Source organism: Pseudomonas sp. 14P_8.1_Bac3, from assembly GCF_025466085.1.
Taxonomy (GTDB): domain Bacteria; phylum Pseudomonadota; class Gammaproteobacteria; order Pseudomonadales; family Pseudomonadaceae; genus Aquipseudomonas.
In genome coordinates this window covers 1-14,890 of sequence record NZ_JANLOD010000021.1, presented here as the reverse complement: position 1 = coordinate 14,890, position 14,890 = coordinate 1, and the positions used below count along the sequence as shown (strand labels likewise).

At 61.6% G+C, this 14,890-nt stretch carries 15 protein-coding genes; 7 read left to right on the top strand and 8 right to left on the bottom strand.

Annotated features, from left to right (window positions below; genetic code table 11):
* Positions 1–29: 29 nt before the first annotated feature.
* Together NTD84_RS07445 and NTD84_RS07440 are read right to left on the bottom strand one after the other, a co-directional pair.
* Complete coding sequence (locus tag NTD84_RS07445; RefSeq protein WP_262164424.1) at positions 30–425, bottom strand: YbaN family protein; 396 nt, start codon at positions 423–425, stop codon at positions 30–32.
* Positions 426–435: 10 nt separating this feature from the next.
* Complete coding sequence (locus NTD84_RS07440) at positions 436–1,023, bottom strand: YecA family protein (RefSeq protein WP_262164422.1); 588 nt, start codon at positions 1,021–1,023, stop codon at positions 436–438.
* A gap of 308 nt (positions 1,024–1,331) precedes the next feature.
* Here NTD84_RS07440 and recQ point away from each other — a divergent pair, with 308 nt between their 5' ends.
* The 4 genes from recQ (at position 1,332) to NTD84_RS07420 (ending at position 6,251) form a co-directional block, all read left to right on the top strand.
* Positions 1,332–3,458: a DNA helicase RecQ gene (gene recQ / locus NTD84_RS07435; protein ID WP_262164421.1), complete on the top strand. Its 2,127-nt coding sequence runs from the start codon at positions 1,332–1,334 to the stop codon at positions 3,456–3,458.
* Positions 3,459–3,589: 131 nt separating this feature from the next.
* On the top strand, positions 3,590–4,024 hold the full coding sequence (locus NTD84_RS07430; RefSeq protein WP_262164420.1) for a MarR family transcriptional regulator: 435 nt from the start codon (positions 3,590–3,592) through the stop codon (positions 4,022–4,024).
* Positions 4,025–4,152: 128 nt separating this feature from the next.
* Positions 4,153–5,922, top strand: coding sequence for a FimV/HubP family polar landmark protein (locus tag NTD84_RS07425; protein WP_262164418.1), 1,770 nt, complete (start codon positions 4,153–4,155; stop codon positions 5,920–5,922).
* Between the two features lie 44 nt (positions 5,923–5,966).
* Positions 5,967–6,251: a SelT/SelW/SelH family protein gene (locus tag NTD84_RS07420; protein ID WP_262164417.1), complete on the top strand. Its 285-nt coding sequence runs from the start codon at positions 5,967–5,969 to the stop codon at positions 6,249–6,251.
* Here NTD84_RS07420 and NTD84_RS07415 read toward each other — a convergent pair.
* The gene (locus NTD84_RS07415) at positions 6,248–7,141 is read right to left on the bottom strand and encodes a DMT family transporter (RefSeq protein WP_262164415.1); all 894 of its coding nucleotides are present in this window, start codon (positions 7,139–7,141) and stop codon (positions 6,248–6,250) included. The genes NTD84_RS07420 and NTD84_RS07415 overlap by 4 nt on opposite strands.
* Before the next feature lie 81 nt (positions 7,142–7,222).
* Complete coding sequence (locus NTD84_RS07410) at positions 7,223–7,984, bottom strand: helix-turn-helix transcriptional regulator (protein ID WP_262164413.1); 762 nt, start codon at positions 7,982–7,984, stop codon at positions 7,223–7,225.
* A gap of 135 nt (positions 7,985–8,119) precedes the next feature.
* Between NTD84_RS07410 and NTD84_RS07405 the strand changes: the two genes are divergently transcribed.
* The gene (locus NTD84_RS07405) at positions 8,120–8,935 is read left to right on the top strand and encodes a UDP-2,3-diacylglucosamine diphosphatase (protein ID WP_262164411.1); all 816 of its coding nucleotides are present in this window, start codon (positions 8,120–8,122) and stop codon (positions 8,933–8,935) included.
* Between the two features lie 144 nt (positions 8,936–9,079).
* Here NTD84_RS07405 and NTD84_RS07400 read toward each other — a convergent pair whose 3' ends face one another.
* Complete coding sequence (locus NTD84_RS07400; protein ID WP_262164410.1) at positions 9,080–9,670, bottom strand: HD domain-containing protein; 591 nt, start codon at positions 9,668–9,670, stop codon at positions 9,080–9,082.
* Positions 9,671–9,769: 99 nt separating this feature from the next.
* A complete protein-coding gene (locus tag NTD84_RS07395; protein ID WP_262164408.1) occupies positions 9,770–10,081 on the bottom strand; it encodes a DUF962 domain-containing protein in 312 nt (103 codons plus the stop codon).
* A gap of 160 nt (positions 10,082–10,241) precedes the next feature.
* Between NTD84_RS07395 and NTD84_RS07390 the strand changes: the two genes are divergently transcribed.
* A complete protein-coding gene (locus tag NTD84_RS07390) occupies positions 10,242–11,303 on the top strand; it encodes an AraC family transcriptional regulator (protein WP_262164406.1) in 1,062 nt (353 codons plus the stop codon).
* Here NTD84_RS07390 and NTD84_RS07385 read toward each other — a convergent pair.
* Positions 11,260–12,714 carry a TrkH family potassium uptake protein gene (locus NTD84_RS07385; RefSeq protein ID WP_262164405.1) on the bottom strand — a complete coding sequence of 485 codons (1,455 nt, stop codon included), beginning with the start codon at positions 12,712–12,714 and terminating at the stop codon, positions 11,260–11,262. The two genes, NTD84_RS07390 and NTD84_RS07385, sit on opposite strands and share 44 nt — an antisense overlap.
* A gap of 121 nt (positions 12,715–12,835) precedes the next feature.
* Between NTD84_RS07385 and NTD84_RS07380 the strand changes: the two genes are divergently transcribed.
* Positions 12,836–13,402, top strand: a complete 567-nt coding sequence (locus NTD84_RS07380; protein WP_262164403.1) for an NAD(P)H nitroreductase — start codon at positions 12,836–12,838, stop codon at positions 13,400–13,402.
* A 110-nt stretch (positions 13,403–13,512) separates the two neighbouring features.
* Here NTD84_RS07380 and NTD84_RS07375 read toward each other — a convergent pair whose 3' ends face one another.
* Entirely contained in the window at positions 13,513–14,853 is a 1,341-nt protein-coding gene (locus tag NTD84_RS07375; RefSeq protein ID WP_262164402.1) for a sensor histidine kinase, read from the bottom strand.
* Positions 14,854–14,890: the final 37 nt, after the last annotated feature.

Below are 14,890 nucleotides of genomic sequence, written 5' to 3'. Positions count from 1 at the left end.
GCCAGTTTCCCAGGATTACGCCCACGGCATCACGACCGATGCAGGGTTTTCTGTTTGAGGATGTAGATCGTTACCAGCACCGCACTGGTCAGCATGAATCCGCGTGCCCACGGCAGGGGCACCAGATAGCAGGAGAAGAGGATGCTCGTCCACATCAGCCCGATCGCGTAGACCTTGCCCTTGAGCGGGATGCCACTGCCGTCGAGGTAGGCGCGAATCCACGGGCCAAGCCGCGGATGCTCCACCAGCCAGTGATAGAACCTGGGCGAACTGCGGGCGAAGCAGGCGGCGGCCAGCAGCAGGAACGGCGTGGTGGGCAATACCGGCAGGAAAATCCCGATCACTCCCAGCGCCACGCTCAGCCAGCCGATGGCCAGCAGCACGTAACGCAACAGCAGGGAGCGGTTGCCTATGGGGTTGTCCATAGGCAGAACCTTAGTGGTGACGTGGCTTGAGGATCGCCGGTTTTTCGTCTGGCGCGTTGCACAACAGGTACAGCGCGGTCAGGGCTTCCGGGATCTGCACGATCATGTCGTCCATCAGGTTGGGGTCCGCCGCGATGTCGGAGAACTCAGGCTGTTCGTCGAACAGACCGGAACCGACCATGATCGGCAACAGCATTTCGCTGACTTCGTCTTCGGCGGTCTCGAACCAGGCCGCTTCGCGCAGGAACACGCCTTCCATGAAACCGATGCACCAGCCGCGCAGATCGGAATCGTCCGGCTCTTCGCCCAGGTCCAGGTCGCATGGCAGCTCGAATTCTTCGTCAGAGGCCAGTTGGCGGGCGATGTGAGCCTTGAGGGCGAGCAGGGTGGATTCGATCGCTTCACGCTCGGTGTCGTCGGCGTAATGCGGCTCTTCGGCGAAAAGGGCATCGATCCATTCACGGTCGGGAACGCTTTCGGAACAGATCGACAGCGCAGTGAGGTAGCCGTGGGCGGCCACGTAGTCCAGCGCCTCGTCATGCAGTTCATCGGCGTCGAGGAAGACTTGCAGGCGGGTTAATTGCTCAGCGAAGGACATTAAAGGGCTACCTTGGGAATTAAACAGATGCGGGAATTCTAGGCCTTCTTGAGCCCCCAGGCCAGCCGCGCGGCATATTTGCGCGCAAGCCCGCTCCCACAGGGCCGTCAGTGGATTTGCTTTCGTGTCTTCTCAGCGGCGCCCTTTGCCGGGCAGCGCTCGGGTATACTCCCGCGTTTTGTGATGCCCTGCTGGCGTCGCGGCTGGAATGTGAAGCGTCATGCAATGCGCACTTACGATTTGTCAGTGCAGCCTTGCGGATACTCAACCAGCCTTGCAGGGATGTTTTGGTGATTTTTGGAGTTTTTATGCTCGAACAGGCGCAACGCGTCCTCAAGGACATCTTCGGCTACGACAGTTTCCGTGGCCGCCAGGGTGCAATCATTGAGCGCGTGGCCAGTGGCGGCGATGCCCTGGTATTGATGCCTACCGGTGGCGGCAAGTCCTTGTGCTTCCAAGTCCCGGCGTTGTTGCGCGACGGCCTGGCCGTGGTGGTGTCGCCGCTGATCGCGTTGATGGACGATCAGGTCGCGACCCTTGAAGAACTCGGCGTCGCCGCGGCTGCGTTGAACTCCACGCTGAGCGCCGAGCAGCAACGTGATCTCGCCGCGCGAATCAAGCGTGGCGAAGTGAAAATGCTCTACCTGGCGCCTGAACGTCTGGTCCAGCCGCGCATGCTGGCCTTCCTGCAAAGCCTCGAAATCGCCCTCTTCGCCATCGACGAAGCACATTGCGTGTCGCAATGGGGTCACGATTTCCGCCGCGAATACCTGCAACTGGGGCAACTGGCCGAACTGTTTCCCAATGTCCCGCGCATTGCTCTCACCGCGACCGCCGACAAGCGCACCCGGGAAGAAATCGTCGATCGCCTGCACCTGCAGAATGCCGAGCGCTTTCTCTCAAGCTTCGACCGCCCGAACATTTTCTACCGCATCGTGCCCAAGGAGCAGCCGCGCAAGCAGTTGCTGGCCTTTCTTGCGGAGCGGCGCAGCGATGCCGGCATCGTCTATTGCCTGTCGCGCAAGAAAGTCGACGAAGTCGCGGTGTTCCTCAGTGAACAAGGCTTCCCCGCATTGCCTTACCACGCCGGTCTGGCCAACGAAACCCGTGCCCACCACCAGAAGCGTTTCCTCAACGAGGAAGGCCTGATCATGGTCGCCACGGTGGCGTTCGGTATGGGCATCGACAAGCCCAACGTGCGTTTCGTCGCGCACCTCGATCTGCCGAAATCCCTCGAAGCCTATTACCAGGAAACCGGTCGGGGCGGCCGTGACGGTCTGCCGGCGGATGCGTGGATGGCCTACGGCCTGCAAGACGTGGTGATGCTCAAGCAGATGCTGCAGAACTCCGAAGGCGATGAGCGCCACAAGCGTCTGGAGCAGCACAAGCTCGACGCGATGCTCTCGCTTTGCGAAGAAACCCGCTGCCGCCGTCAAACGCTGTTGGCCTACTTTGACGAAGACATGCCCGAGCCCTGCGGCCATTGCGACAACTGCGTCGATGGCGTGCAGACCTGGGACGCCACCGAGCCGGCTCGTCAGGCACTGTCGGCCATCTACCGCACCGGTCAGCGCTACGGCGTCGGCCATCTGGTGGATGTGTTGCTGGGCAAGGACAACGAAAAGGTCCGCAGTTTCGGTCATCAGCATCTGTCCGTGTATGGCGTCGGCAAGGCGATGGGCGAGAGCGAATGGCGCTCGCTGTTCCGCCAGCTGGTGGCTCGCGGGCTGGCTGACATCGATCTCGAGGGTTATGGCGGCCTGCGCCTCAGTGACACCTGCAGACCGTTGCTCAAGGGCGAAGTGACCCTGGAACTGCGTCGCGACCTCAAGCCACAGATCACGGCGAAAAGCAGCAAAAGCCAGGCGAGCCAACTGGTGCGCGGCGAAGAACGCGAACAATGGGAAGCGTTGCGCGCTCTGCGGCGCAAGCTCGCCGAAGAACATGGAGTGCCGCCCTACGTCATCTTCCCCGACTCGACCCTGCTGGAAATGCTCCGCAGCCAGCCGACCTCGCTGGCGGAAATGGCCACGGTCAGCGGCGTCGGTGCGCGCAAACTGGAACGTTACGGCGAGGCCTTCCTCGAAGTGCTGGGTGGCCAGGTCGAGGCACCGAAAGTGGTGGCCGATGTGCGTCACGAACTGATCACGCTCGCCCGGGCCGGCATGACGCCGCTGCAAATCGCCGGTCAGCTGCAATGTTCGGAAAAGAACGTCTACACCCTGCTGGCTGAAGCCATCGGGAAGCAGCAGTTGTCGCTGGAGCAGGCGCTGGACCTGCCCGAAGAATTGCTGGGCGAAGTGCAGGATGCGTTCCTCGACGGCGAGGGCGAGTTGCCGCCGGTGGCGGAGATTGCCGCACTGTTCGCCGGGCGGGTGCCGGACGGGGTTTTGTACTGCGTACGTGCCGCCCTGCAATCGGAATTCGAGATGTAAAGCTCAAATGCTGAAACCGGTCGTATTGATGTAACGATTCAGTACAGAGCAAGTCTTGCCTCGAGCCGAGGGTCATGCTTAGCTGACTAATAATTAGGTTTTCTTTATTTCAGTCTAATCATGAGTGTTTTATGTCGTTGACCGATCAACACCGCTTTGGCATGCAATTGGCCCAGATGTCGCGCGGCTGGCGTGCCGAGCTGGACCGCCGTCTGGCTGGCCTGGGTTTGTCACAGGCGCGCTGGCTGGTGCTGCTGCACCTCGCACGTTTCGACGAGGCACCGACCCAGCGCCAACTGGCGCAAAGTGTCGGCGTCGAAGGGCCGACCCTGGCGCGGCTGCTCGACAGCCTCGAAAGCCAGGGCCTGGTTCAGCGCCAATCCGTGGTAGAAGATCGTCGGGCGAAAAAAATCGTCCTTTGCGCCCCGGCCCGTCCATTGATCGATCAGATCGAAACCATCGCCACTCAGCTGCGTCTTGAGCTTTTCGAAGGCGTGGACGAGGAGGATTTGAAGATCTGCATGCGCGTTCACGGGCACATCCTGGGCAACCTGGAAAAATCTTGAGGCATAACCGGGTAGCGTCTTTTTGAGATACCCCGTTGGGCGGACTATAAAGAACTACTAGGCAATATCGCGTTCGTACCGGATGTGCGGATGCGCACCGGTCGATTCTGGTTATCTAAGGGATGCTCATGCTCGAGAGTTGGCACGTTGTACTGCGGTGGTGCGCCAGGTTGCTTCTGGTGGGTGGGGCTGTCACGTACTCGGCATTGGCGCCCGCACTGGGGCTGGGGGAAATCACCCTGCATTCGGCGCTGAATCAGCCGCTGCGTGCCGACATTGCTTTGGAGGATGCGGCGGGCCTGGAGGAAGGCGATCTTTCAGTGAGCCTGGCGACGGCGGACGAATTCAACCGCGCGGGCGTCGAGCGGGTGTTCTTTCTCAACGACCTGAAGTTCACACCGATCCTGCGAGGCAACCGCAGCCTGATCCGGGTGAGCTCCAGCAAAGCGGTCAATGAACCGTTCCTGAATTTTCTCGTGCAGCTCAATCAGCCCAACGGCCGGGTGCTGCGCGAGTACACGGTGCTGATCGATCCACCGGGTACACCAGGCATCGTCCCGGTGACCGATGAACCGGTCGTCGGCGCCCCGACCTCACCGTTCCCCAGCGTCACGCCGGCGACTGCGCCACCGCCCGCCGCGAAGAAACCGGCTCCGGTCGCCAACGTCGCACAGCCCCCCGCCCCCCAGATTGATCTGTCCGCCGAACAGTTGGCCGCCAGCGTGCTGCAAAACCAGCAGCTGCAAAAAACCATTGATGAGCTGAACGCAAAACTTCAAGCCCAGGACGAACAGGTCGCGGCTCAGAAGAAACAGATCACCGAGTTACAGACCCGTTTGGCAGAGATGCAGCAAGCGCCGCCGGTTACGCCGGTTACGCCGGCACCTGCCCCTGTCGCGGTAGAAGAGCCGGAGAGCTTCAACTGGCCGCTGGTCATCGGCTTGCCGGCGTTGGTTGCGTTGCTGTTGCTGGGGCTGTTTGTTCGCCGTCAGCGTCAGCAGGTCCAGGCTTTGCCCGACGACTCACCGATTGTGCCGTCGCGTCACGAGCCGGTGCTGAGTCAAGCCACTGAGCCGGCGGCGAAGCCTGCTCCGCTCAACGCCGTCCCCGACCATCATGACGAGACGCCGTCAGGCGATGTGCTCGAAGGCGTGGGCATCTATCTGGCCTATGGACGATTTTCCGAAGCCGCGGGCTTGTTGCGCGACGCCTTGGCGAAGGAACCCGAGCGCACCGATCTGGCCGTGCAATTGCTGGAAGTCCTCGGCAAGCAGGGTGACGGTCCCGCCTACGACGCCCAGGAACACAGCTTGCGCGAGGCCGGCTTCGATTCGCAGCAACTGCAGGACATTCGTGCCCGTTATCCAAAATTGAACAACGCGGCACCGGTGACGGCGGTCGTGGCACCTGTCATCACCGCCCCGGTGAACACCGAAGCAGCGCCCGTCGACGAGTTCCAGTTGAACCTGGATGACCTGTCGATGGATTCGAGTTGGGATCTGGTCAGCCCCTTCGGAAACAGCAAACCCGCGGACCCACCGCCGAAGATCGTGGAGCCGGCGTTCACCTCGAACCTGCACGTCTTGCCCGATGTGTTCGAGATGCCGGAAGAACCAACGCTGGGCGAGTCCGAGCTGGAGTGGATCGCCGAACCGGATTCTCAGTCGCTGGACGACGATTTCCTCAATGAGTTCAGTGACGCCGGTCATTCACTTGAACTAGAGCCGCTGAGCCTGGAGCCAGCGACGCCGACCCACGCCGGCAAACTGGAACAGGCCCAGAACTGTATCGATGATGGCGATCTCGACAGCGCCATCGAGTTGCTCAATGAATTGCTTGAAGACGGCGACGAGCCACTCCGGCAAACCGCGCGGACGTTGTTGGCCGGTATTCGCTGAACCTCTATCATGACGGCGCCCTATGGCTCAGGAGTGTCGCCGTCATGAACCCTCATAAACCGGAAATCATCATCACCTACTGCACGCAATGCCAATGGCTGTTGCGTGCCGCGTGGCTGGCGCAAGAACTGCTCAGTACGTTCGGCGACGATTTGGGCAAGGTGTCGCTGGTGCCGGGCACCGGTGGGGTATTTCACATTTCCTGTAACGACGTACAGATTTGGGAACGCAAGGCGGACGGCGGTTTCCCGGAGGCCAAGGGGCTGAAGCAGCGGGTCCGCGACCAGATCGATCCGGACCGCGACCTCGGGCACAACGACCGGCCTTAGTGAGACACGGCTTCGGCGGCTACTGCCTTCTTGCTCGAACCGCCCGAAAGCCTGCTCGACACCACAATCGCCACGATGATCAACGCACCGCCGATCAACATGCGTAACGTCGGGTTTTCATTGAACAGCAGCCAGGCCACGGTGATGCCGTAAACCGGTTCCAAAGCGAACACCACGGCGGCGGTGCGCGCCTTGATCACGGCAAGGCTGGCAACGAACAGGCTGTGAGCGACCCCGGTGCAAAATACCCCGAGCAGGCTGATCCACAGCCAGTCGATGGCGCGGACCTCGCTCAGTTGCGGTGCCGCCACCGGTAGCAGACACAACGCGACCACTACGTTCTGACACAACGCCGCCTGTACGGGCGGAATACTTGCGGAACTGGCGCGGTTGGTCAGCGAAAGCAGCGCAAACAACAGACCCGAGCCCACCGCCCATAGCAGGCCGGTAGTGGCGCCGCTGGCGAGATCGAAGTCCGGCGTGACCAGCACCAGCCCGACACTGACCAATATCACCAGAATGATCTCATTGGCGCGAATCCGCTCGCGGAAGATCAGTCCTTCCAGGATCACGGTAAACGCGGGGAAACTGGCAAAACCCAGGGTCGCAATCGCAACACCGGCGACCTTCACCGCAATGAAAAAACTGACCCAGTGCCCGGCCAGCAGCAAGCCGCTGAGCAGCAGGCGACGCCAATCCACAGCCCGTAGTGGCTGCCAGCGTGTCTGGCTGGCGAACCTCGCGAAGACGCTCAGGGCGAGAACGGCAAAGGCGGCACGACCGAAGACGATGACGGCGGGGGAGGCGGCGGCGAGTTTGCCGAAAACACCGGTGAGGCCAAACATCAGGGCGCCGATATGCAGGGCGCCAAGGGCGGTACGGGGAGTCATTGCGATCCTTGATAGCGGTATTGAGCCGGGATGACGGATACATTTAATCGCATCGGCCCCACCTGGTCTGTCGGCAAACTATTAAACTTTGTCGCCAGCCTCGCGTCGCAACTTGCCAGGCGAAACACCAAACTCTCGTAACACCGCCGCGGAAAACGCGCTTTGCGAACTGTAGCCAACCCGGCTGGCGATCTCGCCAACAGGCAACGCAGAATCCCGCAACAGGCTCACGGCCATATGCAGGCGACGGCTACGGATGTAATCCATCGGCGTCTGCCCGCATTCCGCGACAAACCGCGCATGCAGCCGAGCGTTGGACAGGCCGGCGATGCGCGCCAGATCGGCCACTTGCAGCGGATACGCCGCATGTTGATCGATGTGCGCATTCAGCGCGGCATAGGGCAGGCGGCGGCCGCCCATCACGTCGGCTTTGGCGTTGTTGAGACTGGCCAGCAGCAACACCGCGCCTTGTTGTGCAATCAGCGGGTCGCTGACGGGGCTGCCCGCCAGCCAGCTCACCAGTTGGCTCTGCCCGGCATCCAGCGGCAGACGCCCGGGGTTGTCGAGCAAGCGGCGGCTGGCATCGGCGTGATCGCCAAGGGACTTCGTCACCCATTCGTCGTCCGGTATATCCAGCACCAGGCAGCGGCTGCCTTTGGCGCTGCCACAGGCATGATGAAAGCCGGACGGGACCACCACGAAACTCTGCTGCACCACCTGACTGCCACGCCCGTCGACCTCGAAATCCAGCGCGCCCGAGAGCCCGAACACCAGTTGCGCGTGGTCGTGGCTGTGGACGATCAGGTCGTGAGTGTATTGGCGCAGCGTGAGGATCGGTCTCATCGCAGGTCTCCCGGGTAAGGCCGTCAGTCTACACCGGCGGCGCGATGGCGCGTTGTCACAGGACTGACTTGGCTCTGTCATGGTCGATTAACCCGAGCGGCGCAAGCTTGCAAAAACAATCGCAGAGGGTTGCCCATGACCAGCGCCGAGCTCGCCAAACCCAGTCGTAAGCAACGTGTGCGGACCTTGTGGATTTCTGATGTGCACCTGGGCACCCGGGATTGCCAGGCCGAGCACCTGTCGCAATTCCTCAAGGGCTATCACGCGGACAAGGTCTACCTGGTCGGCGACATCATCGACGGCTGGAAGCTGCGCAGCGGCATGTACTGGCCCCAGGCGCACACCAACGTGATCCGGCGTCTGCTGACCATGAGCAAGCGTGGCACCGAGGTGATCTACGTCACCGGCAACCACGATGAATTCCTGCGCCGCTATTCGAAGCTGATCCTGGGCAACATCCAGCTGGTGGACGAAGCCGTGCACGTGACCGCCGACGGCCGCCATCTGCTGGTGATCCACGGCGACCAGTTTGACGTGATCACCCGCTATCACCGCTGGCTGGCCTTCCTTGGCGACTCGGCCTACGAGTTCACCCTGACACTCAATCGTTGGCTCAACCACTGGCGTGCCCGTTATGGCTATGGTTACTGGTCGCTGTCGGCGTACCTCAAGCATAAGGTGAAAACCGCCGTCAGCTTCATCAGCGATTTTGAAGAAGCCATCGCCCACGAATGCGTCAAACGCGAATTGCACGGGGTGGTGTGCGGGCACATTCACCATGCCGAGATTCGCAAGGTTGGCGGGGTGGATTACCTGAATTGCGGGGATTGGGTGGAGTCGTGTACGGCGCTGATCGAGCACTGGGACGGGTCGATCGAGTTGTATCGGTTGGCGGATGCGCAGGCGCGGGAGGCGGAGTTGAAGGCATTGAAGGTCGCCGAGCCGGCTTGACTTTTTCACCGTCTGAACTGGCCCCATCGCGGGCAAGCCCGCTCCCACAGGATGCTTTGTTGTGGCACACGTTGCGTGAACACTGAAAAACCCTGTGGGAGCGGGCTTGCCCGCGAAGGGGCCTAAAGGGACACCCTGAAACCATCAGGCCGGCGCGTATTCCGCCATCGCTGCCTTGTAAATCGAATTCTTCGGCTGCGCAAACACCCGCTCCATCATCGGCTCGAAGAAACTCAGCGGCAGCGTCTCGTAAGCCGGATCAAAAGCCGCCGCATCATATTTGGCGCAAAACTCGATGGTCGCCTGATACTGCGAATGACCGCTGAATTGCTCGCGCAGATGCCGATCCATGCCCAGGTGATGGAAGAAGTAATAGCCCTGGAAAATCCCGTGTTTCTCCACCATCCACAGGTTCTCGGCGCTGACGAACGGCTTGAGAATCGCCGCCGCAATGTCCGGATGGTTGTACGAGCCCAGCGTGTCACCGATGTCGTGCAGCAGGGCGCAGACCACGTACTCTTCGTCACGGCCATCACGCCAGGCGCGGCTGGCGGTTTGCAGGGAATGGGTCAAACGATCCACCGGGAACCCGCCAAAATCACCCTCCAGTAATTTCAGGTGCGCCACAATCCGAGTCGGCAATTGCTTGGCATAGGCACTGAAGTCGGCGGCGATGATCGCCCAGTCTTCCTGTGTGCCGTCCTGCATGTGGGTGAAGCGGGCATTGGCGTTCATCGGCCAACCTCTTGTTCTGGTCGAAAGGGGTTTATTCAGTGTAGGACCTGTTACCACCAGCGTACTGGCTGCCCGGGACGCATTGCTGGCCGTTCGGGCCTAGAACGGCACGCGGCCCAGGATCATGTCGCGATACATGACGAAATCGCCGGCCAGGCTGTAAAGCGGATGTTGAAACGTCGCCGGACGGTTCTTTTCGAAGAAGAAATGCCCGATCCAGGCGAAGGTGTAGCCAGCCAACGGCAGCGCCAACAGCCAGAGCCAGGCGCCTTTGCCGATGGTCAGCGCCAGGATGAAAATAACCAGGGTCGTGCCGATAAAGTGCAATCGTCGGCAGGTGCTGTTGCTGTGTTCACTCAGGTAATAGGGGTAAAACTCAGCGAAGCTATTGAAACGTTTGATGTTTTCCACGACAGCGATCTCTGTGGTTATTGTTCTGGCTGCAAGTTGTTCTGCGGGGAGCTTATTTGAGTCTAGAGTGATCATTGGCATCAGCCAGTGACAATGGGCGCCACTTTAGTATCCTTCGGAAATTGGCCGTAGCATGCGGCTCACCATGTAAGTAAACGCCATGAGCGAACGAACGACTTCTGCAAGCTGGGCGATGGGGATTGTCAAAGCACTGGAGATGGACGGCCTGGATTGCCGGGTTCTGTTCAAACAGCTGGGGCTCGACTACGCGTCACTGGACGATCCGGATGCGCGCTTCCCGCAAGATTCCATGACGCGACTCTGGCAGCGCGCCGTCGAGCTGTCCGGTAACCCGGCGATCGGCCTGAACATGGGCAAGGTGGTGCGACCGGCCTCCTTCCATGTCGCCGGCTACGCCTTGATGTCCAGTAACACCCTGGCCGAAGGCTTCAAGCGGCTGGTGCGTTATCAGCGAATCATTGCCGAAAGTGCCGACCTGAGTTTCCGCCTGCTGGACGAAGGTTACGCGCTGATCCTGACCGTCCACGGCGACCACCTGCCACCGACCCGGCAAAGTGCCGAAGCCTCGCTGGCCTGTGCCCTCGCGCTGTGTGGCTGGCTGACCGGACGCACCCTGCAACCGCGCAAGGTGCTGGTACAGGGCGAACAGCCCGCCGATCTCGAACCCTATAAACAGGCTTTCCACGCGCCGTTGGTGTTCAACGCACCGTATGATGCGCTGATCTTCGAACGCGCCGACATGGAAGAGCCACTGCCAACCGCCAACGAAGCCATGGCGTTGCTGCATGATCGTTTTGCCGGGGAATACCTGGCGCGGTTTTCCGAGAGCCGCGTGACCCACAAGGCGCGCCAGGTGCTGTGCCGCTTGCTGCCTCAGGGTGAGCCCAAGCGCGACACCGTGGCGCAAACGCTGCACTTGTCGCAGCGGACCCTGCAGCGGCGCTTGCAGGAAGAAGGCACGAGCTTCCAGACACTGCTCGATGACACCCGCCGCGAACTGGCCGAGCAATACCTCGCGCAACCCGCCATGACCCTGCTGGAAATCGCCTACCTGCTGGGATTCGCCGACCCGAGCAATTTCTTCCGCGCCTTCCGCCGCTGGTTCGATGCCACCCCCGGCGAATACCGGGTGCGACTGATGGAAGCGCCGAACCGGGTCAGTGACGCCAGAACGCCGGAATACACAGAACAAACACGGTAATGATCTCCAGTCGGCCGAGCAGCATGCCGAACGAGAGAATCCACTTGGCGGCGTCCGGCAGGCTGGCGAAGTTACCGGCCGGGCCGATGGTCTCACCCAGTCCCGGGCCGACCCCGGACACGGTGCTGGCCGCGCCGGTCAAGGCGGTCATCCAGTCGACGCCGAGCAGCGACAAGAGCAAGGCGATCACGCAGATGGTGATGGCGAAGAAAAACGAGAACGTCAGGATCGAGCGCACGATTTCCTCGTCGAGACGGTGACCGTTGTATTTCTGCTTGATCACCGCGCGCGGATGAATCAGCTGGTTAAGGTTGGCCTTGAGCAGGATGTAGGCAACCTGGAAGCGGAAAATCTTGATCCCGCCCGCCGTCGATCCCGAGCAGCCGCCGACAAACCCCAGGTAGAAGAACAGCATCAGCGAGAAATTGCCCCAGAGGCTGTAGTCCCCGAGCGCAAAGCCTGTAGTGGTCACCACGGAGGTCACGTTCAGCGCAACGTGCCGCAGCGCGTCCAGCCAATGCAGGTTGGTGGTCCACCAGTACCAGGTGCCGAGTACCAGCCACGTCACCAGCAACATGCCGAGCAAGCCTTGCACCTGCTGGTCCTTGATCAACGCCCGACGGTTGCCGCGCAAGGTCGCCACGTACAGGGTGAACGGCAGGCTGCCGAGAATCATGATGACGATCGCCACCCAGTGCACCGCCGGTTGCTGCCACTTGGCCAGGGACTGATCCGAGGTGGAAAAACCACCAGTGGAAATCGCCGACATCGCGTGGTTGATCGCATCGAACGGGCTCATCCCGGCCCACCAGAACGCCAGGCTGCCGACAATGGTGATGCCGACGTACGCCGCTACGATCAGGCGCGCCACCATGTGCGAACGGGGCATGACTTTTTCCGAACGGTCCGACGACTCGGTCTGAAACAGCCGCATGCCGCCGATGCGCAGCAGCGGCAGAATCGCGACGGCCATGCCGATGAAGCCGATGCCGCCAATCCAGTGCAGCAGCGAGCGCCACATCAGAATGCCGGGGGACATGCTGTCCAGCCCCGTGAGCACCGTGGAACCGGTGGCGGTGATGCCGGACATGCTTTCGAAGAACGAGTCGGTGTAGCTGATGTGCTGGGTCAACAGGAACGGCAGCGCGGCGAAAATGCACACCACCAGCCAACTGCTGACCGTCAGCAGGTACATGTCCCGCGGGCGCAGGTGCACGTGTTCGGGGCGCCCGGGGATGACCAGCGCCAGGCCGGCGACGAAGGTGATCATGCTGGCCCAGAGGAACGACGGCAGGTCGCCGGTGCGCTCGAAAATCACCAGCGTGGCCATGGGCACGACCATGGCGATCGCCAGCGTGATCAGGAAGAGCCCGATGATGAAACCAATCGTCCGTAAGGTTGGCAACGCCATGAAGTCCGCTCGGGCTGAAAGTGGGAAGGGCGCCATTCTACCCGTGGGGCAGGGCATGTAAACCGGCACCGCCGGCCGCTTGCCGCTAGAATAGCCGCACACATTTTTCAGGAGGTGGCCGATGCAGGCTCTCGACGCTTTGCTCAACCGTGTTTCTGTTCCACGATTGCTCGATCCGGCCCCGACCGCCGAGCAGCGTGAAGTGCTGTTCAACGCTGCAATGCGTGCGCCGGACCATGGCCACTTGCAGCCTTGGCGCTTCCTGACGGTGGAAGGTGCGGCTCGTGAGCAAATGGGCGAGCTGCTGGCCGAAGCGGCGAAACTGCAGGACAGTGAGGTGACCGAAGCCGCCGTGGACAAGGCGCGCAATGGCCCGCTGCGGGCGCCGCTGGTGGTGGTGGTGATCGCGCGCTTGCAGGATCACGTCAAATACCCGAAGTCCGAGCAACTGCTGGCGGCGGGTTGTGCGGCGCACGGGATTTTGCTGGCCGCGTATGCGCAAGGCATTGGTGCGGTATGGCGGACGGGTGAGCTGGCGTATTCGGCGCACGTGGCCAAAGGCCTGGGCTTGGCGGAAGGGGAGCAGGTGATCGCGTTCCTGTACCTGGGTACGCCGCAGAAAGAACCGCGGGTGGCGGAGAAGGTTGATCTGGCCGAGTTCGTCAGCGCCTGGCCCGATAAGACCTGACATCAGCGCCTGATGTGTGGGAGCGGGCTTGCTCGCGAAGGCGGTATGTCGATTGGCAAATGCTTTGATTGACACACCGCCTTCGCGAGCAAGCCCGCTCCCACAAGGGGTTACGGTTGAACCACGGCCCCGGGCACCAACGGCAATTCCAGGCTCGCGATAAACCCGCCTTGCGGATGATTCGCCAACACCAGGCTCCCGCCATGTCGCTCCGCCGCGCGCCGCGCAATCGCCAGGCCCAGGCCATGCCCCGCTGCGGTCTGCCCCGGCGCCCGGTAGAACGGTTCGCCCAACTGATCCAAATGCTCGGCCATCACACCCGGTCCATGGTCGCGCACGCTGATCACTATCCGCTCGCCCTGCCGCATCGCCTGCATTTCAATCGATTGCCCCACCGGGTTAAAGCGCTGAGCGTTGCGCAGTAGGTTGTCCACGGCGCGTTCGATCATCGTTGGCCAACCCTTGAGGTTCAGATGCGGTTCGGCGTCGAGGCGAACGGTCTGCTCCGGCGAACCCAGTTGCGCATCTTTTTGCAGCGTATTGAGCAGGGCATTCAGGTCAACGTCTTCCGCGCCGGCGTTGTCGGCATCGACCCGCGCCAGCACTAGAATTTCGCTGATTAGCGCCTCCAATCGGTCGCATTCGCGGGTCAGGCGCGGCGCGAGTTTTTCCCGTTCTTCGGGGCTGGCCCGCTCGGCCAACGCCAGCGCAATCCGCAACCGGGCGAGGGGTGAGCGCAGTTCGTGTGACACATCGCGCAAGAGTTGCCGCTGGCTGCCGATCAGACTTTGCAAGCGTGCGCCCATGCGGTTGAAGTCGGTGGCCAGCACGCCAAATTCATCGCGACGGTTGGCCAGCTTCACCAGGCTGTTCTGTTGATAGGTGGTTTGCCCCAGATCGTGCACCGCGCCGCGCAAACGGCTCAGCGGTCGGGTGATGGACAGGGTCACGAACAGGCTGAAAAGGGTCAGCACCACCAGCGCGATCCCCAGCGCACTGAGCGGCCAGAGAAGGCTTTCGCGGTGCCAGGCGTCGAGTTCGGGGTGCGGAATGCGGTAGATCAGCAGGTAAGTGTCGCCGGTCTTGGCGCTGGTGTATTCGTCGGTCAGGCGCCGCCAGGGCAGGCGCCGGTCATCGTTATTCTGCCGCGCTTCGAAGGCTGCCGCTCGGCGTGGGAAGGTGCCGCGGACGACCGGGTCGCCGCTCTCGTTGAGCACTTGCACGTCGATGTGATACTGGCGTTTGCGCTGTTCCAGGATGTCTTGGGCCGCTTCTTCGCCTTGGGCTTCGTAGGTTTGCGTCCATTGTTCGGCCAGGGTGTTGAGGCCCGGGTGGCGGCTGAGAATCCACGCGTCCTGGTTGAGCATGTGCCCGAGCAGAATGGACAGTCCTGCAACCAGAGCGATGGCCAGCCAGAAGCTGGCCAGGATACGCCAGAACAGTGAACGCACAGAAAATCCTCAAACAAACACGAATCCCATGTGGGAG

Excerpts from the sequence above, each read along its gene's own strand:
- NTD84_RS07445 (WP_262164424.1), bottom strand. The coding sequence starts at position 425 with ATGGACAACCCCATAGGCAACCGCTCCCTGCTGTTGCGTTACGTGCTG.
- recQ (WP_262164421.1), top strand. The coding sequence starts at position 1,332 with ATGCTCGAACAGGCGCAACGCGTCCTCAAGGACATCTTCGGCTACGAC.
- NTD84_RS07440 (WP_262164422.1), bottom strand. The coding sequence starts at position 1,023 with ATGTCCTTCGCTGAGCAATTAACCCGCCTGCAAGTCTTCCTCGACGCC.
- NTD84_RS07380 (WP_262164403.1), top strand. The coding sequence starts at position 12,836 with ATGCAGGCTCTCGACGCTTTGCTCAACCGTGTTTCTGTTCCACGATTG.
- NTD84_RS07420 (WP_262164417.1), top strand. The coding sequence starts at position 5,967 with ATGAACCCTCATAAACCGGAAATCATCATCACCTACTGCACGCAATGC.
- NTD84_RS07390 (WP_262164406.1), top strand. The coding sequence starts at position 10,242 with ATGAGCGAACGAACGACTTCTGCAAGCTGGGCGATGGGGATTGTCAAA.
- NTD84_RS07415 (WP_262164415.1), bottom strand. The coding sequence starts at position 7,141 with ATGACTCCCCGTACCGCCCTTGGCGCCCTGCATATCGGCGCCCTGATG.
- NTD84_RS07405 (WP_262164411.1), top strand. The coding sequence starts at position 8,120 with ATGACCAGCGCCGAGCTCGCCAAACCCAGTCGTAAGCAACGTGTGCGG.
- NTD84_RS07410 (WP_262164413.1), bottom strand. The coding sequence starts at position 7,984 with ATGAGACCGATCCTCACGCTGCGCCAATACACTCACGACCTGATCGTC.
- NTD84_RS07430 (WP_262164420.1), top strand. The coding sequence starts at position 3,590 with ATGTCGTTGACCGATCAACACCGCTTTGGCATGCAATTGGCCCAGATG.
- NTD84_RS07400 (WP_262164410.1), bottom strand. The coding sequence starts at position 9,670 with ATGAACGCCAATGCCCGCTTCACCCACATGCAGGACGGCACACAGGAA.
- NTD84_RS07385 (WP_262164405.1), bottom strand. The coding sequence starts at position 12,714 with ATGGCGTTGCCAACCTTACGGACGATTGGTTTCATCATCGGGCTCTTC.
- NTD84_RS07425 (WP_262164418.1), top strand. The coding sequence starts at position 4,153 with ATGCTCGAGAGTTGGCACGTTGTACTGCGGTGGTGCGCCAGGTTGCTT.